The organism is Paenibacillus sp. PL91 (assembly GCF_012935325.2).
In the GTDB taxonomy this organism is placed as follows: domain Bacteria; phylum Bacillota; class Bacilli; order Paenibacillales; family Paenibacillaceae; genus Pristimantibacillus.
The window spans coordinates 1-20,909 of sequence record NZ_JABBYG020000021.1 but is presented as its reverse complement, the minus strand read 5'-3'; the positions used below and the strand labels follow the sequence as shown (position 1 = coordinate 20,909).

Here is a 20,909-nt window from a genome sequence, read left to right as displayed (position 1 = left end):
CAATAAATTGGAAATCCTGCTGCATGTACTCAGTCTATTGAAATGTAACGGTGCAAACAATCTTCAGTTTTCTATATATTTCATAGGAAAAAACTATATATATCAAAATTTCTATAAAGTATATGCATAAGCAATTCCTATGGCTGTTATAGAGAAAGCCTTATTGCTAGTAAGAATGTTGACTTTTAGACTTATGAATAGAAGGCATCTAGTAAAAACATAACAGTTATTAGTATTGAGGAGGAGAAATGAGTATGGGTTCTATGGTTCTGGCTCTTGCTGCAGGTATTGTAATTGGCGTTGTTTTTCAATCGCTTAAGATCCCTTCGCCAGCACCGCCTTTTTTGGGACTACTTGGTCTTGCCGGTATGTTTTTAGGCCAGCGGTTGATACCCTGGGTACAGCAATGGTTAAACCACAAATAAAATAATCTAAAGGGAGAGTGGAATCATGTCTAAGAAAGCGATAGATGTTGAGGCTAGTTTGGTCATTCACAATGCCGGTATTGTAACGATGGATGATTCAAATCCTACAGCAACGGCAGTTGCAGTTAAGGACGGCCAATTCCTGGCTGTGGGAGATGATGCCGAAATCATGAAATATGTTGGATCATCCACTCAGGTTGTGAACGCAAACAAACGAATGTTAATACCGGGCTTGAACGATTCCCATATTCATCTCATTCGAGGCGGTCTCAACTATAACCTTGAACTTCGTTGGGATGGAGTGCCGTCAGTAGCGGATGCATTGCGTATGTTGAAAAAGCAGGTTGACCGTACTCCAGCTCCTCATTGGGTCCGTGTTGTAGGCGGCTGGACAGAGTTCCAATTCATTGAACGCCGTATGCCAACTCTAGATGAAATCAATCGAGTTGCTCCAGACACACCCGTTTTTATCCTCAATCTTTACCGTCAAGCTTTTCTGAACAAAGCTGCCTTGCGAGTAATTGGGTATACCAAAGATACGCCGAACCCGCCAGGCGGAGAAATCCAAAGGGATAGCAAAGGTAATCCAACAGGAATGCTCATCGCTCGGCCCAATGCTACGATTTTGTATGCTACTTTAGCTAAAGGGCCAAAGCTTTCATACGAGGACCAAATAAATTCAACTCGACTTTTTATGAGGGAATTGAATCGATTTGGAGTCACAAGCGTTATTGACGCCGGTGGGGGCTTTCAGAACTATCCCGATGATTATCAGGTGTTTGAAGAACTTGATAGACGTGGAGATATTACGGTTCGCACTGCGTATAATTTATTTACTCAGCATCCCAAGAATGAATTGAGTGATTTTAAAGCATGGACCGCTTCATCGCAGCCGTACACGGGCAGTTCCTATTATCGTCATAATGGTGCCGGTGAAATGCTTGTTTATAGCGCAGCAGACTTTGAAGATTTTGTAGAGCCTCGTCCGGAACTCCCTGCTGTACTTGAAGATGAACTATTTGGAGTTTCTCGGCACCTCGTTGAACAACGCTGGCCATTTCGTCTTCATGCAACCTATGGAGAGTCTATTTCACGCTTTCTCGATGTATTTGAGCGTGTGAATAAGGAGGTGCCATTCAAAGAGTTGCGCTGGATTCTGGATCATGCCGAAACAATCCATGAGAAGGATTTGGAGCGAGTTGTGGCATTAGGCGGTTCGATCGCCGTTCAAAGCCGAATGGCTTTTCAAGGTGAGTATTTCGTCGAAAGATATGGGGCCAAAGCAGCGGAAAATGCTCCTCCGATAACCAAAATGATTAAGTCTGGATTACGTGTCGGCGTAGGAACAGATGCGACAAGAGTAGCCAGTTATAATCCGTGGGTTGCCTTATACTGGTTAGTGACGGGTAAGACGTTAGGTGGGTTAAGCCTGTACCCTGTTTCTAATCGTGTAGAGAGGCATGAAGCGCTTCGCATGTATACGTCGGGGAATGCATGGTTTTCCAAAGAAGAAGATGTAAAAGGGCAAATCAAGGAGGGTCATTATGCTGATTTTTCGATTCTTTCCGATAATTTCTTTCATGTCTCCGAAGAAGCAATTAAAAAAATTGAATCTGTCTTCACTGTTGTAGGAGGCAAGATTGTCTACGGTACCAACGAATTTGAGTCTTTGTCGCCTCTGGCTCCCAAAGCCAGTCCAGACTGGTCTCCGCATAATTTCTTTGGAGGCTATTACAAGGGGCCGGAATATGGGGGTGGTGGATCAGGTGCCCATACCCCTAAACAGGTCCATCTTCATCATAAGTGTAACCATCATCATGGCAGCGGTTTCTGTGACTTGGATTGCTTTGTCTTCTAAATATCATTAAGGTAGGTGAGATTATCTTGTCCGATGTTACGATTAAAGTCAATGATAATGGACCATTAAAAAGTAGAAATGGTGGATGCGTTGGGTAACCGTTTCGAGACAAAGGAGAGCTTTATTCTTTGTCGGTGCGGATTATCAAGTCAAAAGCCTTTCTGTGACTTGGCTCACAAAGGTAAATTTGAAAGCGCACCGCGTGCTTGATTGATGGAAAGCAGAACCATTAAGATTTGGTCCATGAGGCTGTCCTTGAAAATAAACAATTTCGGCAACTGAAAAATGTGATCATCAGGAATAAACCAAAGGCGATCCCAGGTATGTGATATGCTCCTCATATGGTAGACAGGTGAAATAAGACAACCCTGTTACTGTAAGGGGGAGCATTTTCGTGCATAGAAATAAACTTAATCCAGCAGAGAAATTGGCAATCATCAAGGAGAGATCCCCATGATAAACCGATTGGCTCCTAGGACACTCCAATAATAATCCTCTCGTATTTCAGACGTTAGATTTGGCCTTGTAGGCAGCGACCAACAGCACGCCTATGCTTCATACAGGCAAAAATAATCGGCCTCAATCCAATGGAATTCAGGACCAAGGCCGCTTCATTTTTTTTATTTTCGTTGTTTCATTCGACTTCTCAATGATACTTATCGTTAGTTTGATTGTTCTGATTGATCTGTGTAATGGGTTCCTTTCTCTCTAAGCGAATAAAGAATGGTACAACCGTGCTTAACAGCAGTAATCCGGCTAACACCTCGAAAGTGAACCTATGACCTTCGGTGTCGATCAAATAAATGGAGATGATAGGGCCAAGCGAGGCTCCAATGAAAAGCATAAACATATGGAAAGAAAGAGCGCTAGCTCTTAACTCTCCAGCTAAAGTACCTATTAATGATAACAAGGCGGGAAGGGCCATAGCTATGCCAGCAGTAAAAATAATACTCGTCAAGATTAAAAATGCAAGGTTCCCCCAGGTGCCAACCAGAGCTAGACCAATACCAGCCATAATCAAACCACACCATAGAACATTTTTAACGCCAAACTTAGTAACGAGCCTTCCATCAAACGGAGAAATGAACATACCGATGATGCCGGCTGCACGAATCCATAGGATTTCCTGGTGGCTCAGACCGAAGAGAGAGCTGCTTAGATAACTTCCAATCGTAGAGAAAAAACCGACGAGTGAAATAAAAAGAATTGAGGAAATGATGTAACAGAAGGGCAAGCTTTTTTTCTTAAAAATACCACCAATGCGCTTTAGAGGAGAAAAAAAATTGCCCTCCGGCTTCTGTGTTATATCTTTGGGTATACATACTGCAATCAAAAAAAGCGAAACAAAATACACGATGCCAAGGATATAAAATACATATTTCCAGCTTAGTCCCAATACGACGGTACTGCTATAGATCTGTCCAACAATGCTGGCCATTAAAAAGGCGGTGCTTATAAACCCGAGGATAGTTACCCTTTTTTTAGTTGGGAACATTTCCATAGCGTAGGCTAACACAGAAGGCGGAAACATGGATGCTGCCAATCCCTGTATAACCCTTAAAACAATAAGCCATTGAAACTCATGAACTGTACCTATAAAAGGGGTTGATACCGTGAGCAAGCATAACCCGGATATCATCATTTTTTTTCGTCCATAGCGATCAGAAAGCCCCCCGAAAAGGAGTGCTCCACCGGCAAAAGCAAAAGAAAAGGCGCTTCCTGCCCAAGCCGCTTTAGAAGATGAGATCTGGAATACGTCCTCAAATAGGGAGAACAGAGGGATCGTTAAATATAGTGAAGAGACGACAATTAATGAGCACCAGAATAGAATAAGGGTCGTAAGATTATAACGCGATGCAATTGGATTCACTGGGTTAATCAAAAGTGCCCCCCCTTTTTTTCAGCTATATTGGTTTCTTTAACATTTAAAAATACGTTGACAGCAAAAACAAGAATTCCACTTCCGGCAACGGATTCACCTATACGTTTTATAGTCGATAACCAATCCTGGTCATAGCCGTTCGCAATAAATGATAGAGAGATTAACATGATTGGCAAGCCTGCGCCCTGCAACCAGAAATGCCATTTAGCTAGTCGGGAATCTGCGGCTTTGGGAAAACGCAGATAAGTAAATCCGCAAAGGGCCAAAGTTGCCCATCCGAAAAGATTGGTATGGGCATGAACGCTAGTCAATGCAAAGTTCAATGTTGCACCCATGTAGATTCCAATGCCAATACCGAGAACAATATAAATAACCGCCATTTTTAAAAAACGTACTCCCATTCAAATTCTCCTTTATATTGGTGAGATTCATTTTCCAGTCGAGGAGTTCTATAGATAACGAATTCCAAGAACTTGATATGTAACACAATCGTATAAACAGTGGTTCGAACGATCAATATCAATCTTTCTATGTCTCATATAGCTTTTTCTTATATTTAAAAATGCGAGTATACAGAAGTTTGTTGGTGTGTTATATTGGGTCCTGGAATTTAATGCTAAATTAGAAAGGGGCTTTTTTATGTCTGAAAAACGTATGGAAGTACTAAACACTCAGATAGCGAACTGGAGTCTTCTGTTCACCAAACTCCATAATTATCATTGGTATGTCAAAGGTCAACAGTTCTTCACTTTACATTTGAAGTTTGAAGAACTATACACGGAAGCTGCACTTCATACGGACAATCTTGCCGAGCGGCTACTGGCATTAGGCGGCAGCCCTGTAGCGACTTTGCATGGAATTCTTGAAACCGCAACGGTAAAAGATGCAGTGGGTAATGAGAGCGCTGCAGAGATGGTCCGCACGCTTGTAGCCGATTTTGGAACTATTATTAATGAGCTAAAAGAAGGTATAAGTATCGCTAATCGTGAGGACGACGAGACAACCGGAGATATGCTTTTGGCCATTCATTACTCGGTTGAAAAGCATGTATGGATGTTGAAATCATTTTTAGGGTAACCGAGATCCGTTTTCTATCTGCTATGTCATCGCAAAAAGCCGGGGGAAATCCTCGGCTTTTTGTATTGGAACCAAATGGGTTATTCGTGCCAAAGATATAGTAAATTCGCTATGCAAGTATAGAAAAAATGGAATTGTTCGCTGTTTCTCTTTTCACTATGATTTGAATTAGGAGTATGTTCAGTCATTAGCAGGATCGAAAAATCTAGCAGAGGGAGTTTGGTAAAGATGGTTAATATCTTAAAGAAAACAGCAGGCATCCATCATATTACTTGTTTCGTGAAGGATGCGCAGAGAAATGTAGATTTTTATGCTGGGGTCCTGGGTCTTCGTCTTGTAAAAAAAACAATTAACTTTGATGCACCCGAAGTATACCATTTGTACTTCGGCAACGAAAAAGGTAGCCCTGGAACCATTATTACGTTCTTCCCACACAAATTTTCTAGTAAGGGTCGCATAGGAGGAGGACAAGTAGGTACAACAACATACGCAGTACCAGTAGGCGCACTTGATTTTTGGAAAGCACGCCTCACAGCGTTCGATATTGCCTTCACAGAAAGTGCCCGTTTTTCCGAAAACTATATCGAATTTTTAGATCTTGACGGTCTGCAGTTAGAGATTGTTGAACGGGAAGACGGGGTTCTCAATACGTGGTCATTCGGAGGTATACCAACGGATAAGGCCATCAAAGGATTCGGGGGTGCGGTGCTATACAGCACTGCATCAACAATGACCATGAAGGTTCTTGAGGACGTTTTAGGTCTTAAAAAGGTAGGGCAGGATGGCGACTTTATTCGCTATAAGGCAGAAGGAGACATCGGAAACCTCATTGACGTGAATGCGGAGCCCATGGAATGGGGGATCCCCGGTGCAGGCACCGTTCACCATATCGCATGGCGAGCCAAGGATTTTGAAGACCATGATGCATGGAGAAGCCATGTGGAAAGAAGCGGTTTTAATCCAACACCGATTATTGACCGACAGTATTTCAATGCTATCTATTTCCGTGAACAAGGCGGCATTTTGTTTGAAATCGCGACAGATCCGCCAGGTTTCGCAAATGATGAGCCTGAAGATCATCTGGGCGAGGTATTAATGCTGCCATCATGGTTTGAAGACAGCCGTGCTGAAATTGAAAAGATCCTGACTCCTATTCAAGTGCACGAATTGGAGTCAATCAAGCAATGAAACATAAATGGGAGGGTATCATGAGTAAAATTGCAATATTTGGATTCGGGCGTATCGGTCGGCAATTACTTAGAGTAGCACTTCAGGAGAAGCTCTTTGTACCCCATTCCATTTCTGATATAAAAGATGAATCTATACTTGCGGCGCTTTTTGAGGTTGATACGAATTATAAACGTTGGTATGAAGAAGTCCTCAGTCGAGAAGGAGCTATTATTATAGGCGGCCGTGAAATCCGATATATGAATTCGTCCAGTGAAGTGCCTAATTGGGGAGAACTGGATGTTGAGTTGGTGATTGACTGTACGGGACGTGCTGTAACCAGACCCGTTGCACAATTGCACTTGGATCGCGGCGCCAAGCGTGTACTTGTCAGCGGGCCAAGTAAAAGTCTCGAAGACTGCGACGCCGTTTTGCTTAAAGGAATTAATCTCAGCAGCTTCGATCCGGAGAAGCATAAAATTATCAGTATGGCTAGCTGTACAACCAATTCGCTGGCACCAGTAGTGAAATTAGTTAGGGAAAATTACGGCATTAAATATGGCCTGTTTTCAACGGTTCATTCTTATACTAATACACAATCATTAACAGATCAGCCTATGAAGGATCGGAGGGATTCTTGGGCAGCAGCAGAAAATATCATCCCATCATCCTCAGGAGCGGCCAAGGCTCTCAAGTTTATTTGGAGTGATCTCCAAATTACTGGAAAGGCATACCGAATCCCGACTCGCACAGGCAGCATTGCGGAGCTTAATCTGATAACAGAGAAATCATGCTCCGTTCAAGAGATCAACGAAATGTTCCGCCTTGCCGCTAATGAAGGTGAACTTAAGGGGGTTCTAAACGTATTGGAGGGTGAATGGGCCTCTTCCCGTATTGTAGGGGATCCTCATTCATCCATTATTGATCTGCCTTTGACGCAAGTGCAGGGCGAGCTTTTATCAGTAGCCGCTTGGTATGATAATGAGTGGAGTTACGCTTCTCGGCTAGCTGAAGTTGCTGCTTTTCTTGTTACAAAGTAGTTTGATTTGAGCATTTGATAACGCAAAAAGGGCAGTTACACAGGCTATGATTAGCTGCGAGTAACTGCTCTTTGTTCAATGAGGTAAATTTTTTTAAGCCAGCTCGGTATCTCTTAAACCAAGCCCCTCAGCAACCGCATTTCCCCATTCAGGATCCGCTTTATAAAAATGGGCGATTTGACGAAGTTTTATTTCATCCTTCTCAACCGGTTTCATTGCGTTCACAATGTTATTTATCAAGCGCCCGCGTTCTTCTGCACTAAGTAACCGGTACAAGTCACCAGGTTGAGTGTAATGGTCATTATGGTCATAAGGGACACTGTCGGCTGAACCGGATACTTCAAACGAGGCTGTCTTGTATGCTGCAGATTCAGTCACGCCGTCGAAACTATTCGGTTCATAATAAACTGAATTTCCCCCATTGCGATCATAACGCATTTGACCATCACGCTGGTTATTATTCACTTCGACGACAGGTTTATTAATAGGAAGCGTGTTATGATTTGTGCCCACTCGATAGCGATGTGCATCTGCATAGGCGAATAAACGCCCTTGAAGCATTTTATCCGGAGAAGCCTCAATACCAGGTACGAATGCTCCAGGTGAAAAAGTTGCTTGTTCAACTTCAGCAAAATAATTTTCCGGATTACGATCGAGGACCATACGTCCAACCTCGATAAGAGGATAGTCTTTTTGCGACCAAACTTTTGTTACATCGAATGGGTCGAAACGATAAGTATTCGCATCTTCCAGCGGCATAATTTGAACATACAACTTCCATGCGGGGAAGTTTGCTTTTTCTATGGCATGAAACAAATCCTCAATGTGATAATCCGGGTTTTCACCGGCCAGTTTGGCAGCTAGTTCGACATCCAGAGTTTTTACTCCCTGTTCAGTTTTGAAATGATATTTCACCCAAACCCCTTGTCCATCTGCATTGACCCACTTAAACGTGTGGCTTCCATAACCATGCAGGTGACGGAGTGTAGCAGGTATACCGCGATCAGACATCAAGATAGATACTTGGTGCAAGGACTCGGGAGACAAAGACCAGAAATCCCATACTGCGTTAGGGTTTTTAAGATGAGTTTGAGGGTGTCGTTTCTGAGTATGAATGAAATCCGGAAATTTAATGGCATCCCGTATGAAGAAGACGGGAGTGTTATTTCCTACCAAATCATAGTTCCCTTCTTCGGTGTAAAACTTTACGGCGAAGCCACGAGGGTCACGTACGGTATCTGCAGAGCCGAGTTCGCCTGCAACAGTGGAGAAACGTACAAACACGGACGTACGTTTACCAACCCCAGACAAAAAGTTGGCTTTTGTATATGAAGATACATCATGGGTTACTTCAAAATATCCGTGCGCACCGGCACCTTTGGCATGAACTACACGTTCAGGGACTCGTTCGCGATTGAAATGAGCAAGCTTTTCAAGAAGATGAACGTCTTGAATGAGCGTTGGACCTCGAGAGCCAGCAGTCATAGAATTCTGGTTATCTCCAACTGGAGCTCCCCAACTTGTCGTTATTTGGCCATTTTTGATTTCCAATTTAATTACCTCCAATATATTAAATAAAATCAGCAACTTCTTTCCAACCATCCTAAGCAATAAGTCATTTGGTTCGTCGGACAAGATTGAAAGAATTTTTTGCCTCCATGGAACAATTTTGACCCCATTCATTTATTTACATCTATTTAGGATGGTGTTAGGAACATCTTATTAGCATTTTGTGATTCCATCAATATGGGTCTATCTATATTTGACATAGCTATCGTTTATATCTTTATAAAGTCAGTGTGAAAATAGGTGTGGACCGAGTATTCCCCATAGATATTAGAAATTCCTATGATGGATATAGAAAAAGACATATTGATAGATATAAATAGGAGGATTTAAGCTATAAAAAATGCTTTTAATTTTTTATATTACCATTACTAGGAGGGGATAGCGTGTTTCGTATCACAGGGGTTTCCGTCATTATTGTGGTATATGTCATATTGCTAACAGCATGTGGAGCTAGTAAAAATGAAGAAGCTCAATCAGGACCTAGTGAAGAGTCAAAAAAAATTGCGAATGAAGTCGTTATCACGGCAACGAACTGGGAGTTTGATAAAGCCGAGTATAGAATTAAAAAAGGAGAAGCCGTTAAGCTAACGTTAGAGTCGGGATCTGGCGTACATGGTATTGCATTTGAAGACCTTGAAATCAAAGAACTGCGCTCCGGTGATTCCAAGGTTGTGACAATAAATGAGGCTGGTACGTATGAATTCTTCTGTAATAGAATGTGCGGCTCAGGCCATTCCAATATGAAGGCTAAACTTATAGTAGAATAAAATAGTTTTGGATGATTGCTCCGCATAGATAAGCAGGCACACGAGAGACTTGCAGAGAGCAGGTGGTTGTCGAGAACTCTTTTACTTTCTCCGCACCTTCAGAGAAGATCGGAACGAATGCGATACCTGCCTGTCTTCTTCAAACCGCACAATACGGCGAGATATAAGGCGTGTCGCAGCTTTTTTGAGCCACGCTTTGTAATGCGATTGGTTGTCGCTGTGAACTTGCCTGAAGCGTAAACCTAGGGTCAATTCCCGCGAAGGGCAGGATAACGTGGTAATCCTTTTACTCATGGTGCGCTCCCCTTATTTTTGACAATACTATGTTGAGGATTTGCTAAAGCCATTGGTCTCAACCCATTTTGGTTCATCAAGTATTGTCATGATATATGCAGTGGAATCATTTACTGTTAAAGCAAGAAAAAACGCTTTGTCTACGATCGCGACAGTGCGTTTTTTTGTGTTCTTGTGTTCTATTTTAATGTTGTTGCAGTTCCTTAGCTCTTCATCCAATCAATCGTTCAAAGCCGCGATGTTGAGCCCGTGAAGGCGTGCCTGGTCGGCAATCATGCCGATCTCGGTGATTTTGCCATCCACAACCGTGAATTCCAGAATGAACATCGGTTGATCCAAATGACCCGCGACGACGCCTACCGATCCGTTCACGAGCACCGACTTCATGCTCCGGGCACGATTCGCGAATTGCTGGGCAAGCTTGAACACGGCCTCTGAACCGCGAACAACCGGCGCATTTGCAACTGGCGCGAATGCGGGGTCGTTTCTAAGGACGACATTCGGGTCCAATACCGAGAGCAGTTTCTCAAAGTCTCCGTTACGCGACGCGGCGAGGAAGGCATCGACAAGCTCCCTTTTTCGCTGAAGCTCAACAGTTTCCGAAGTCGATTCGGTACCCTGGACTCGGCGACGAGCGCGGCTCGCAAGCTGTCTCGCTGCGGCTTCGTTGCGTCCAATAATGAGAGCGATCTCCGAGAAAGACAAGGCGAATATATCGTGAAGCACGAACGCAACGCGTTCAGCAGGATTCAATTTCTCGAGGACAACGAGCATCGCAAGTCCGACGGAGTCAGCCATCAGCGCTTCATGCTCGGGATCGCTTCCGTCTTGATGACCAGTAACCGGTTCAGGTGCGCTAGCCATCACAAGCTCTTCACGCCTCGACTTGCGTGTTCGCAGCATATCAAGACACACCCTCGAGACAATAGTTGTCAGCCATCCTCCCATATTCTCGACTTCGCCCTTATTTGAGTGGATAAGACGGATCCATGATTCCTGCACAGCGTCATCTGCTTCGCTCCGTGATCCGAGCATCCGGTAAGCCACCGCTTGTAAATGATTCCGATGCGTCTCGAATTGTTCAATAAGCCAGTTGTGATCGTTCATGCGCCACTATCTCTCCCTTCGTTTCTTGTTTATCTACTTATTTGTCGTAAGAAATTCTGTAAATGTGACGGAGTGCACCAAAACTACAGTTATTATTTCGAATTTTTCATTAAAGCGCTTTTCGCCATTTCTGTCACGTTTCCTTCATGACTTACGACATAGTAAGTGACAAGGGATATCGGTCTATGTGAAAGAAGAGTCTACCGGTTGTCCGTTGAAAACTTAACCAAGGAGATGATTGTTGTGAGTACGAGTTTGATCCCTTTTCTTGAAATGAACGGAAGCGCGAATGAAGCCATCGATTTATACGTGAAGGCGCTGGATGCCAAGGTCACTTATATGCTTCGATTCGGAGACATGCCGGAAAATCCGGAAGCTCCACTGCCTCCGGAAAAGAAGGACTGGGTGAATTACGCCGCCTTGAAAATTGGCGATTCCGAACTACAGATTACCGATAATGTTACCGGAAGCACCTACGAGAAGGGAACGCAAATCACTATCGTTGTTCAAACCGACGACAAAGAAAAAGCTACCCAATATTTCGAAGCATTGAAGCAAGGCGGTCGAGTGAATAACCCGCTAGAGGCAAGTTTCTTCAGCCCCGCTTACGGTAATGTAACGGATAAATTCGGTATCACGTTCCGGATCCTTACAAAAGGACGTTAGTAATCTATCGCTTTGATTTATTGCCTCATAAACACACAAATAGTAGGGGTGTAGCAACTCCGCAAGCATCGTCAGCGGAAGAGACACTTACTTTTTGAGGAGTCATTTAACCTGACGTGAATCTGCTTTTGAAAATTGTCATTCCGCTAACGGAGAACGATAGTTCAATACCGACAGGGCTGCCGCTTGGCAGCCTTTTGTTCAACTAACGGGCAGGATAGTTGAAAACCCACATTTCTTGTTGAGGGAGAAAGACAAAGGCCCCACCATTTGGTTGGTAGGGTCTAATAAGAGGAGGATAAAGGGTGATTTGACTTCAGAAGTAAAAGCCCATAAACCTTATTTTTTATCCGGACACTAATACTTTTGGTGCTCATTGCCCTTTCGGACTTGTCCCTTATAAGAGAGGACGAGCCTAGAGGGCATATTTCCAAATAAACCAACAGATAAGAGCGGACGCCCAAGAAATGAAACCAAATACCATGACTATCTTATTCTCGCTCCAGCCATACTTCAAGCTGAAATGATAATGAATCGGAGCCATTTTAAATAGGCGCAATTTCGTGCGTTTATAGTACCAGACTTGCAGGATGACCGAAAATTGTTCAGCCAGATAAACTGAAAACAGGATTGGGATTAATATTTCTACCTTTTCAATTACCGCTAAGATGGAGAGTGAACCTCCAATTGCTAGCGATCCAGTATCCCCCATAAACGCTCTGGCGGGATAAATATTGTAGAGAAATAATCCGAGCAGACAGCCAATCATTACGAGCGAAAATGTTTGTACTTCCTGCTTGTCTGAAATTAGAAAAAAGAAAAAATAAGTCGGGATCGCAACATTGATCAATAGCCCGTCTAGACCATCTGTAAAATTGATAGCATTCGCTGATCCAACCACAAATAGTAACATGATGGCTATGTACACGTAAACGGGCAAGTGTAGCTGAAAACCATTGAACAACGAAATATCGCTCGTCAGCGTAAACGAACGGAACAAAGTGATAAGCAGAATACCGGTAAATGCGAATTGAAACACAAGTTTCGTCCGTCCGGAGATGCCTGATGGATCTTGCCACGCTGCCTTTTTGAGATCATCCATAAAACCAACAGAACTGAATAAGAGAAACGTAACGCACAAAAAGATCATCAATGGTGCAGGGTGAAATTGTAGAGATGTTACCACACCGATAAGCAAAATGAGGCCAGCCATCAGTGGAGTCCCTTGCTTGGCTTGATGATCAGGGGGTAACTCAGACCGGATGGGCTGCGTTAGCTTCAGGCTGCGCAGCCCCCAAATGAGTAGTGGTGTAAAAAACGCCACAAGCAAAAACGAAAGACCAGATATACCCAACATTCCAAACATTCCAAACATTCTGAATTCACCCCTTCCTTGCCATATAATGAAATATCCTGCACGATTCAGTTGTACCTCTAAACCTACTATACCTAAGGTTTCAAATTCATTAAAGTGAAAGTTTGCTTGGCTTTTTTTCCTAATTTCAGTATAAGTCGTTGAACTAACGGGAAACGCTAGTGCAATACGAACGATTAAAACCTCCCATTAGAAGCAAACCTAGATTTAATAGGACTAATGGGAGGTTATTTTATGAATTTAAGTGAATTAGGGAAGCTGTATGAAGCTGATAAACGGATTCAGGCTCGAGAACGAGCTTTGATTGGATTCCTATATAGTACCGGCTGTCGTGTTGGAGAAGTACAGAAGATAAACATTGAAGATCTAAATTGGGAGAATTGCTCTGCGATTGTTAACGGATAGGGCTCCAAACAAAGAGAAGTTTACTTTACTATCGAATGCAAGGTTTGGTTGAAAAAGTACCTGGCGAGTCGGGAGGATTCGTGTAGAGCATTGTTTGTGACGGATACGAACCCTACCCGACGAATGGCAATTCCGACGATGAGGTGGTCATTAAAGAGGCTTGCAGCTCGGAGAGCGGAGATGAGAACTATATCGCCGCTTCTTCTAGCGTCTTGTCACACCCACCAAGTAGCGGTAGTTTCCAAATAAGCCGGTTGCCGGTACTCAACTAAAGGGCAGGTTAGCGTGGAAATTAGCATTTTAATATGTATCACTAGGTCAAACCGAATGGCAAATGAACCTGGGACATATCGGATGAAAAAGAAACTGGTTAGAGTGACACTGCATTGTCAAAGGACAAGAACATACATCCATGAAGCTCCGCGCATTGCGCGGCTTTTTTTTTGTGATTCCTCATTGAGGACAAGACACTTTTAGGCAAAGTAATTAATTAGAAATACTACCTTGACAGTAATAGTAATATGTCGTATTATACAAATGCGAGGTGATTATATGAGTGAAAACAAAATTATATCCGACCTGCTGCGCGGACATACCGATACGATGATCTTACGGCTCTTATCCGAAGCTGACCGCTACGGTTACGAGATCGTCAAACTGATTGCCGGTCGCTCGGGCGGTGAGTATGAATTAAAGGAAGCCACGATGTACTCCAGCGTCCGACGGCTTGAGGCGGACGGTGATATCGAGTGGTTTTGGGGAGATGAATCTCAGGGTGGACGCCGTAAATATTTTAGAATTACCGAAAAGGGTAAGACTGCTTACGCCCGCAATATAAGCAACTGGGAGTACGCGAAGCGCGTGCTAGAAAACTTATTATAAGGAGAGATGATGTTATGAATCAGAAATTGACGAATTATTTGAACGGCGTTTTTACGCCATACGATGGAGTAAAAAGCGTCACCGAATTAAAGGCCGACCTGCACTCCGATTTACAGGAGCGGTTCCGTGAACTCAAAGCTGAGGGCAAGGACGATGAAACAGCGTTTAAGATGACTATTGAGAGTATCGGCGACATCGAGCAAACGATCCTGGAGGTCGCCAACCTCTCCCGCTCGCTGGAACGTCAGGTGGTGACAAACTTTAGCGCAAGCAACCTGGCGAAAAGCGACTTTGCAGGCGTTACGGCCCATAAAGGACAGTTTAAAGGTAGCGCGTTGCACGGTTCCGACTTTTCGGGCGCAGATTTGACCGGCAGTTCGTTTAAGAGCAGCGACGTACGCGAAGCCAATTTTGACGGCGCGAATCTGACGGACTGCAGCCTATCCGCACTTGACCTGACAAATGCAAGCTTCAATAAGACGATCCTTGTACGAACCAATTTCAGCAAGTCGGGGCTTGACGGAGCCAAATTCACAGGAGTAAGACTGACCGACGTGACGTTAACGCTGACCGATCTTAGCAAAACGATTTTTGAAGGTTGTTTATTTGATGGGGTTGACTTCAAATACTCCGCCTTGGGCGGGCAGCGTTTTGACGGGCAAACCTTTATCGGCGTTAAGTTTGACAAGGCGGCATTAAACGAAGTTTCGTTTAGGGGAGCAACGCTTAAAAATGTGTCATTTATTTCAGGTTTTACGTTAACGAAGAAATATTATCGCGTCATTAAAACGATCTGCTTTGACGGAGCGATGATGGATAAGTTGACTTATGCCTCTCTTAAGGGCATGGAGGCCGATCTGTCTAAGGTTACCGTAATTTAAGGGGGGATAAAATATATGCTAAACAAATCAATTAAAGTAACAGGGCTCAAAAAGTCCTATAAGGATCTTCAGGTCCTAAAGGGTGTAGATTTTGAGGTGGAAGAGGGCAGTATTTTCGCGTTGCTCGGGTCCAACGGGGCAGGCAAGACTACGGTTGTCAAAATCCTCACCACGCTGCTCAAACAAGATGACGGATCCGTTACCGTGAACGGATTCGATGTTGCTTCAAAACCCGAGAATGTGCGACAAGCGATCAGTCTGACCGGTCAATTTGCCGCCGTTGACGAATTATTGACCGGACGGGAAAATCTTATCTTGATTGCCAAGCTACGATACCTTAAAAACCCACGACAGGTTGCAGACGATTTGCTTAAAAGCTTCGGCCTGACAGAAGCCGCAGACCGCAGAGTATCCACTTATTCGGGTGGTATGCGCCGCAGGCTCGACATCGCCTTGAGCCTTGTGGGAAAACCAAAGATCATATTCCTCGACGAGCCGACAACAGGACTCGACCCTGAGGCACGTATCGAGGTATGGAAGATTGTCAAAGAGCTTGCGGGCGGCGGTACGACGGTTCTTCTAACCAGTCAGTATCTGGAAGAGGCAGAACAGCTTGCCGACAAAATTGCCATTCTGCATGAGGGTAAGATTATTGCCAGCGGCACGCTTTCAGACCTGAAAAAGATGTTCCCACTCGCAAAGGTGGAGTATGTTGAAAAACAGCCGACATTAGAGGATATTTTCCTTGCAATCGTCGGCAAAAGGGAGGGAAAGTAAATGGAGGGAGTAAAGAAACACTTCTTCAGCGATATGAGCATTATGCTAGGACGTTCTATGCGTCATATTTCTCGCAGCATGGACACCATCATTACGGTCGCCATCACGCCGATTGCGTTGATGTTGCTGTTCGTCTATGTGTTCGGCGGTGCCATTCAAACCGGAACGGATAACTATGTGAATTACCTGCTACCAGGTATACTTCTAATTGCTATTGCTAGCGGAATATCCTACACGGCTTTTCGACTGTTCAACGATGTGCAGAAGGGCATATTCGAGCGGTTTCAAACCATGCCCATTTCACGTTCCGCATTTCTTTGGGGGCATGTACTCACCTCACTAGTATCCAATGCTATATCTCTTATCATAATCATTCTCATAGCTTTGATTATGGGCTTTCATTCGTCTGCGGGGATACTGTCGTGGCTTGCGGTTGTCGGCATACTCGCTCTGTTTACGCTGGCATTAACTTGGATAGCGGCCATTGCAGGTCTTTCTGCAAAAACGGTTGATGGCGCAAGTGCCTTTTCCTACCCGCTTATCTTCCTACCGTTTATCAGCTCGGCGTTTGTGCCGACCGAGTCGATGCCTTCGGTCGTTCGTGCCTTCGCTGAAAACCAGCCGGTGACCTCGATCGTAGAGGCTATCCGTGCGCTTCTGTCAGGTCAGCCGGTGGGCAATGATATATGGGTCGCTCTTGCGTGGTGCGTCGGGATTTTGTTCGTAGGCTATTTCTTTGCAATGAGGGTGTATAAAAAGAAAGTTTGAAAAAAGATATTATTGTCCGAATGAAGTCCGCGGAAACCGCGGGCTTTATTTTGTTCTTTGTTTATAGTGAAGTGAAGGATGAAATTTATTGGCATGGCTGTACTCATAAATGTAGTTGTGAAGCAAGGTGAGATGAAATGCCGGCGTATTGCGCTAACGGGACACTATAGCTTAACAATCAACAGAACGAGGCTGCCGGCATGAAACGGCAGCCTCGTTAAGCTAACGGGCAGGATAATTTGATAATAAGGAAGTTCAAGATATGATTTATTAAGTGAAAAAACAAATTCTTTCTGAGAGTTGTAAAGATATTTGGCTTCAAATCCCCATGTTTGCCTGCATTATAAACGATTGGGGCTCAGTTGCAAAACTCATGGCTTCGTTACTTTGACGGAGAACAACAGTGGTAAATGGTCGTTCTCTTTCATTCGCCATCTCCCCCGTTCGTCCTGAATCATGAGACCCGGAAACATATCGTATACGGTGAACGGAAATTCATGCAAAAACTCTAATGTCAATCCTGCCCCAACGAGCGCGCTCACGATTTCGCCAAGCGTATGTTGCCATTGATAGGTGACGGGATGCTCCAACTTGTCTTCATCACCAGTATATGTTGTAGCGGATTCATAGCGCCGCGCCTCGTTATCGAAATAGGGATAATTGATCATTAGACAGTCATCCTCTGCTTCATAGATAAAAGTAAGAGGATGGAGCTCGGCCATATAGAACGTTCCTCCCGGCTTTAGGGATGTACTGATCAACTCCGCCCATCGGGTCAAATCCGGCAGCCAGCATAGAACACCATAGGACGTATAGACGATATCGAACTGCTCTCCTTGAATCGCTTCCGCGGCGTCATAAATGTCCGAGCACAGGAAACGGGCGTCAAGCCCCAGTCGTTCGTTCAACGATTTGGCCAAAGCAATCGCTTCCTCGGAAAAATCCACTCCCGTCACGTGAGCACCCATTCTGGCCCAAGATAACGAATCCTTTCCGAAATGGCATTGCAAATGAAGCATCGATCGTCCGGCTACATCACCGATCTCGGTCTGATCCAGCCCTGACAGAGAACTCTTCCCTGCCAAAAAAGCTTCAATATTGTAAAATGCCGACTTAGCATGAATAGCAGTTCGATCGTTCCAATTCAATCGGTTCATGTCGTGGTAATTGGTCACGGATACCCCTTCTTTCCATATTTATATCGCCAAATGGAGTACACAGCCAATTCAACTTTTTGATTGCAAAAGGAACTGTCTACCTTGCCAAAATAATAACACTACTTTTTTTCCAAACTAAAGATAATTTTCAACTTAGATTGTTTTTTACTGTATTGTAGACTGGCAGTGGCGTTAAGCTAACGGGCAGGATAGCGTAATAACAAAGGAGAAAATGATTGATAGTATCATAAAAGCGAGGACCCCACGAATTAAATCGCAGCGTCCTCTTATAGTGGGAAGCGGTTTATAAATGTACTTCTGAAGCTAAGTCTTACTCAAAAAGTATCGAAGCAGAAATCTCGAACTTTTTATCCTTCTTCGTGTTTTCATGGTGAATCAACAACCTTTCGGAAACTAAAATTGAATTCCGGTTTTCGCTGTTTTTCAATACCACTTCCCACTTATCGTATGTTTACCCTTTTCCTAATATTTTGAATCAATAAGGGTAATATGGCTCTAAGAAAATAAGGTTTTAGTTTGACGATGCTTGATTAAGCTAACGGGCAGGATAGTTTAACTCACTTTCGCGAATACCTAAATATGGAATGTTATTGTAGTTCGTACGATTTTATGTATGGAGGTAGGGTTTAATGATAAATGTCAAAGAAGCTGAAAACCAATTTAAAGCAATGCTTGGAGATATAAATGCTGACGAAGTTTTGAATGTTTGGAACACTTTTAAGACATTTGCCAAGATAGATGTTGAATGTGCGGAATCTTCATTATTATTTCAGTGTGGTGTATATAATTTTACTGGAACTGAACTATTTTATTTCGAATTTGTCCGTCAGTTTACAATAGAGGAAGAAGGCGAATATTCGCTTATGGAGCAGTTACTGTTCGGTGAAAATAAAGTATTAGACTGGAGTCATTGAATTAACGCGATTTTTGAATTGAAGGATCGTCAGCTTTTAAAAAATAAGTTTTAGACTAACCCCATAACAAAAGCAGCGGCGAACCAAGACCAGATAAATAAAGTCTTAGACTGCCGCTGCTATTTCAACTAACGTTCTCCGTTAGTTCATGACTTTTCACTACTTAGGATGGCTTCAAATATTTTTAACCCTGTAGCGTCTATCATAGTTCCTTGAGAAGGCTCTTTTTTAGTAATCCATTTTATTAATTGAGCAACATAATAATCCATAAGAGAATTCGAGAAAAAAGAATAATTGGATAGCAATACAATTCCTACACGGAGTTCCTTGTTGAAAGCTAGATAACTGTTAAAACCAGCTGAACCCCCGTTATGCCAGAGGATACCTTTATCTAGAAGTTTATCCTCACCCCAGCCCAAATAACGGTTTGAATTTCCGATCCATATAGGGATATGACTTTTTTGCAGTGTAGAGGCTATCGGATTATCATCATTTAGATTGGCTTGGACAAATAAACTCAAATCGTTAACCGATGACTTAATCCCCCCAGCTCCTTCATGTATAGAGAGATCCCAGTGAGGGACTCTCTTCCCAGTTGAAGCATGTCCATTCAAAAACCTTCTATTCTGTTCTGAATCAAGTGTAACGGCTGTCTCATTCATCTTTAATGGGCTCGTTATGTATTTTTTCAACAGTTCATCATACTTGCTTCCTGACACCTTGCATAGAATATTCCCCAGTAAGCCCACACCGATATTGGAATATCCAAATGAACCAATACTATCCGTGTAGTCAGCATTAGATAGAAAAGCAGTTAAATCTTGCTCGGTATACATTGAATAAGGATTCGATCTTTTTTTAGCCAGATTGTGGTTTGTTGCCAATACAGGTAAACCAGAGGTATGAGTAGCAAGGCTTTTCAAGGTAATCTTATTCAAATAATCGTTTTTAACGTTTGGCACAAACTTACCAACCATGTCATCCGAGGAAAGCAGTTTTTCCCGTTCCATTTCTAATAAGAGAATGGATGTGAAAACTTTGGTTATGGAGCCGATTTCAAACAACATATGCTCAGGAGGAATCGTACTTCTCTTTTGATTATTACTAAACGAAAAGTATTCAATACCGCCCTCTCTAATAATCCCGATCGCAAGATGTAAATGTTTCTTATCTTTCGTGTAATCTGAAACAAAATTATGTAAATCCTTCATAGTAACAGCTACTCCTTTTAGTTTTATGATGCTTACAAAAATCCTCGGTTGTTGAAATCACGCTAATCAACCTATTTTGGATGCTGACTGCTCGTTACTTCAATTAGAAACGGCAGCTGAGCATTAGACCAGCTAACGTATGTGAACGATTGTTCAATAGTACCACGCTAACCTGCCCGTTAGCGTAATGAAGCACCCGCAAGTCTAAAGCTTTATTTTCTCAGTCTACAACTTTATTTTTCAGTCTAATACTTTATTTTCTGTGGACAGTTACATTGTGAGTATACATTTCCTCCTGTTGATGAATTAAGGTCATTGAAAAAGCCAATTTGGTCATATGATACTGATGATAACCTTGATTCGTTTTTTACAACAGTTGAATCATTAAAGGAATTTTCAATTCCCATTAGCCGTAATTTTCTCCTTGAATTAAAAGTTTATCAAGAGGAAATTTAAGGCCTACGCTTTGTACGTATCACATGTAGTTGTGCTGATCATTAAGCTAACGGAGAACGATAGTTCAATAAAAACGCAGAAGCAGCCGACCACAATGATCGGCTGCTTCATTACGCTAACGGGCAGGATAACGCAGTAATATCTTGAATTGTAAAGATATCAATATAATGCAGGGAATGATCTTAACATGGAGCAGTTAGATTTTCTAGA

General features: G+C 43.1%; 20 protein-coding genes and 2 pseudogenes. 14 read left to right on the top strand and 8 right to left on the bottom strand.

Annotation, left to right across the window (positions count from 1 at the left end; genetic code table 11):
• Nucleotides 1-254 precede the first annotated feature (254 nt).
• The 3 genes and pseudogenes from HI950_RS29890 (at nt 255) to HI950_RS29880 (ending at nt 2,493) form a co-directional block, all read left to right on the top strand.
• Nucleotides 255-425: a XapX domain-containing protein gene (locus HI950_RS29890; protein WP_169089584.1), complete on the top strand. Its 171-nt coding sequence runs from the start codon at nt 255-257 to the stop codon at nt 423-425.
• A 25-nt stretch (nt 426-450) separates the two neighbouring features.
• The gene (locus tag HI950_RS29885) at nt 451-2,283 is read left to right on the top strand and encodes an amidohydrolase (protein ID WP_169089582.1); all 1,833 of its coding nucleotides are present in this window, start codon (nt 451-453) and stop codon (nt 2,281-2,283) included.
• A 26-nt stretch (nt 2,284-2,309) separates the two neighbouring features.
• Nucleotides 2,310-2,493 (top strand): annotated as a pseudogene (locus HI950_RS29880) (CDGSH iron-sulfur domain-containing protein).
• 436 nt (nt 2,494-2,929) lie between these two features.
• Here HI950_RS29880 and HI950_RS29875 read toward each other — a convergent pair.
• On the bottom strand, nt 2,930-4,165 hold the full coding sequence (locus tag HI950_RS29875) for an MFS transporter (RefSeq protein WP_169089580.1): 1,236 nt from the start codon (nt 4,163-4,165) through the stop codon (nt 2,930-2,932).
• Entirely contained in the window at nt 4,162-4,566 is a 405-nt protein-coding gene (locus HI950_RS29870) for a hypothetical protein (RefSeq protein ID WP_169089578.1), read from the bottom strand. The genes HI950_RS29875 and HI950_RS29870 overlap by 4 nt, the downstream gene beginning before the upstream one ends.
• A gap of 238 nt (nt 4,567-4,804) precedes the next feature.
• Between HI950_RS29870 and HI950_RS29865 the strand changes: the two genes are divergently transcribed.
• From HI950_RS29865 to HI950_RS29855, 3 genes are all read left to right on the top strand, one after another.
• Complete coding sequence (locus tag HI950_RS29865) at nt 4,805-5,242, top strand: Dps family protein (RefSeq protein ID WP_169089576.1); 438 nt, start codon at nt 4,805-4,807, stop codon at nt 5,240-5,242.
• Between the two features lie 228 nt (nt 5,243-5,470).
• Nucleotides 5,471-6,430 carry a ring-cleaving dioxygenase gene (locus tag HI950_RS29860; protein WP_191297136.1) on the top strand — a complete coding sequence of 320 codons (960 nt, stop codon included), beginning with the start codon at nt 5,471-5,473 and terminating at the stop codon, nt 6,428-6,430.
• 20 nt (nt 6,431-6,450) lie between these two features.
• Entirely contained in the window at nt 6,451-7,449 is a 999-nt protein-coding gene (locus HI950_RS29855; RefSeq protein WP_169089574.1) for a type I glyceraldehyde-3-phosphate dehydrogenase, read from the top strand.
• 93 nt (nt 7,450-7,542) lie between these two features.
• On the opposite strand, the gene katA is transcribed toward HI950_RS29855, so the two are convergent.
• A complete protein-coding gene (gene katA / locus HI950_RS29850) occupies nt 7,543-9,132 on the bottom strand; it encodes a catalase KatA (RefSeq protein ID WP_411268164.1) in 1,590 nt (529 codons plus the stop codon).
• 269 nt (nt 9,133-9,401) lie between these two features.
• Between katA and HI950_RS29845 the strand changes: the two genes are divergently transcribed.
• Nucleotides 9,402-9,785, top strand: coding sequence for a cupredoxin domain-containing protein (locus HI950_RS29845; protein ID WP_169089572.1), 384 nt, complete (start codon nt 9,402-9,404; stop codon nt 9,783-9,785).
• Between the two features lie 113 nt (nt 9,786-9,898).
• On the opposite strand, the pseudogene HI950_RS37300 reads toward HI950_RS29845, so the two are convergent.
• A pseudogene (locus tag HI950_RS37300) lies at nt 9,899-10,056 on the bottom strand (transposase); the annotation flags it as partial.
• Nucleotides 10,057-10,298: 242 nt separating this feature from the next.
• A complete protein-coding gene (locus HI950_RS29835) occupies nt 10,299-11,186 on the bottom strand; it encodes a sigma-70 family RNA polymerase sigma factor (RefSeq protein ID WP_169089570.1) in 888 nt (295 codons plus the stop codon).
• A gap of 243 nt (nt 11,187-11,429) precedes the next feature.
• On the opposite strand from HI950_RS29835, the gene HI950_RS29830 reads away from it, so the two are divergent.
• Nucleotides 11,430-11,852 carry a VOC family protein gene (locus tag HI950_RS29830; RefSeq protein ID WP_169089568.1) on the top strand — a complete coding sequence of 141 codons (423 nt, stop codon included), beginning with the start codon at nt 11,430-11,432 and terminating at the stop codon, nt 11,850-11,852.
• Nucleotides 11,853-12,267: 415 nt separating this feature from the next.
• Here the strand turns inward: HI950_RS29830 and mraY are convergent, their stop codons facing one another.
• Nucleotides 12,268-13,227, bottom strand: a complete 960-nt coding sequence (gene mraY / locus HI950_RS29825) for a phospho-N-acetylmuramoyl-pentapeptide-transferase (RefSeq protein ID WP_169089566.1) — start codon at nt 13,225-13,227, stop codon at nt 12,268-12,270.
• A 234-nt stretch (nt 13,228-13,461) separates the two neighbouring features.
• On the opposite strand from mraY, the gene HI950_RS36170 reads away from it, so the two are divergent.
• The 5 genes from HI950_RS36170 to HI950_RS29800 all read left to right on the top strand — a co-directional run bounded on the left by HI950_RS36170 (nt 13,462) and on the right by HI950_RS29800 (nt 16,940).
• The gene (locus HI950_RS36170) at nt 13,462-13,632 is read left to right on the top strand and encodes a site-specific integrase (RefSeq protein WP_223285598.1); all 171 of its coding nucleotides are present in this window, start codon (nt 13,462-13,464) and stop codon (nt 13,630-13,632) included.
• Between the two features lie 552 nt (nt 13,633-14,184).
• On the top strand, nt 14,185-14,514 hold the full coding sequence (locus HI950_RS29815) for a PadR family transcriptional regulator (protein WP_169089564.1): 330 nt from the start codon (nt 14,185-14,187) through the stop codon (nt 14,512-14,514).
• A gap of 14 nt (nt 14,515-14,528) precedes the next feature.
• Nucleotides 14,529-15,395, top strand: a complete 867-nt coding sequence (locus HI950_RS29810) for a pentapeptide repeat-containing protein (protein WP_169089562.1) — start codon at nt 14,529-14,531, stop codon at nt 15,393-15,395.
• Nucleotides 15,396-15,410: 15 nt separating this feature from the next.
• A complete protein-coding gene (locus tag HI950_RS29805; RefSeq protein WP_169089560.1) occupies nt 15,411-16,172 on the top strand; it encodes an ABC transporter ATP-binding protein in 762 nt (253 codons plus the stop codon).
• Nucleotides 16,173-16,940 carry an ABC transporter permease gene (locus tag HI950_RS29800; protein ID WP_169089557.1) on the top strand — a complete coding sequence of 256 codons (768 nt, stop codon included), beginning with the start codon at nt 16,173-16,175 and terminating at the stop codon, nt 16,938-16,940. It abuts the gene before it with no gap.
• 371 nt (nt 16,941-17,311) lie between these two features.
• Here HI950_RS29800 and HI950_RS29795 read toward each other — a convergent pair whose 3' ends face one another.
• On the bottom strand, nt 17,312-18,115 hold the full coding sequence (locus HI950_RS29795) for a class I SAM-dependent methyltransferase (RefSeq protein ID WP_169089555.1): 804 nt from the start codon (nt 18,113-18,115) through the stop codon (nt 17,312-17,314).
• A 632-nt stretch (nt 18,116-18,747) separates the two neighbouring features.
• Here HI950_RS29795 and HI950_RS29790 point away from each other — a divergent pair.
• Nucleotides 18,748-19,032, top strand: a complete 285-nt coding sequence (locus tag HI950_RS29790; RefSeq protein ID WP_169089553.1) for a hypothetical protein — start codon at nt 18,748-18,750, stop codon at nt 19,030-19,032.
• Between the two features lie 146 nt (nt 19,033-19,178).
• On the opposite strand, the gene HI950_RS29785 is transcribed toward HI950_RS29790, so the two are convergent.
• Complete coding sequence (locus HI950_RS29785) at nt 19,179-20,243, bottom strand: serine hydrolase domain-containing protein (RefSeq protein WP_169089551.1); 1,065 nt, start codon at nt 20,241-20,243, stop codon at nt 19,179-19,181.
• Between the last annotated feature and the right edge of the window lie 666 nt (nt 20,244-20,909).

Bases quoted from the DNA above. Each gene is read 5' to 3' on its own strand.
- HI950_RS29855 (WP_169089574.1), top strand. From the start codon at position 6,451: ATGAGTAAAATTGCAATATTTGGATTCGGGCGTATCGGTCGGCAATTA.
- HI950_RS29785 (WP_169089551.1), bottom strand. From the start codon at position 20,243: ATGAAGGATTTACATAATTTTGTTTCAGATTACACGAAAGATAAGAAA.
- HI950_RS29810 (WP_169089562.1), top strand. From the start codon at position 14,529: ATGAATCAGAAATTGACGAATTATTTGAACGGCGTTTTTACGCCATAC.
- HI950_RS29805 (WP_169089560.1), top strand. From the start codon at position 15,411: ATGCTAAACAAATCAATTAAAGTAACAGGGCTCAAAAAGTCCTATAAG.
- HI950_RS29885 (WP_169089582.1), top strand. From the start codon at position 451: ATGTCTAAGAAAGCGATAGATGTTGAGGCTAGTTTGGTCATTCACAAT.
- katA (WP_411268164.1), bottom strand. From the start codon at position 9,132: ATGAATGGGGTCAAAATTGTTCCATGGAGGCAAAAAATTCTTTCAATC.
- HI950_RS29860 (WP_191297136.1), top strand. From the start codon at position 5,471: ATGGTTAATATCTTAAAGAAAACAGCAGGCATCCATCATATTACTTGT.
- HI950_RS29865 (WP_169089576.1), top strand. From the start codon at position 4,805: ATGTCTGAAAAACGTATGGAAGTACTAAACACTCAGATAGCGAACTGG.
- mraY (WP_169089566.1), bottom strand. From the start codon at position 13,227: ATGTTTGGAATGTTTGGAATGTTGGGTATATCTGGTCTTTCGTTTTTG.
- HI950_RS29790 (WP_169089553.1), top strand. From the start codon at position 18,748: ATGATAAATGTCAAAGAAGCTGAAAACCAATTTAAAGCAATGCTTGGA.
- HI950_RS29815 (WP_169089564.1), top strand. From the start codon at position 14,185: ATGAGTGAAAACAAAATTATATCCGACCTGCTGCGCGGACATACCGAT.
- HI950_RS29800 (WP_169089557.1), top strand. From the start codon at position 16,173: ATGGAGGGAGTAAAGAAACACTTCTTCAGCGATATGAGCATTATGCTA.
- HI950_RS29870 (WP_169089578.1), bottom strand. From the start codon at position 4,566: ATGGGAGTACGTTTTTTAAAAATGGCGGTTATTTATATTGTTCTCGGT.
- HI950_RS36170 (WP_223285598.1), top strand. From the start codon at position 13,462: ATGAATTTAAGTGAATTAGGGAAGCTGTATGAAGCTGATAAACGGATT.
- HI950_RS29890 (WP_169089584.1), top strand. From the start codon at position 255: ATGGGTTCTATGGTTCTGGCTCTTGCTGCAGGTATTGTAATTGGCGTT.
- HI950_RS29835 (WP_169089570.1), bottom strand. From the start codon at position 11,186: ATGAACGATCACAACTGGCTTATTGAACAATTCGAGACGCATCGGAAT.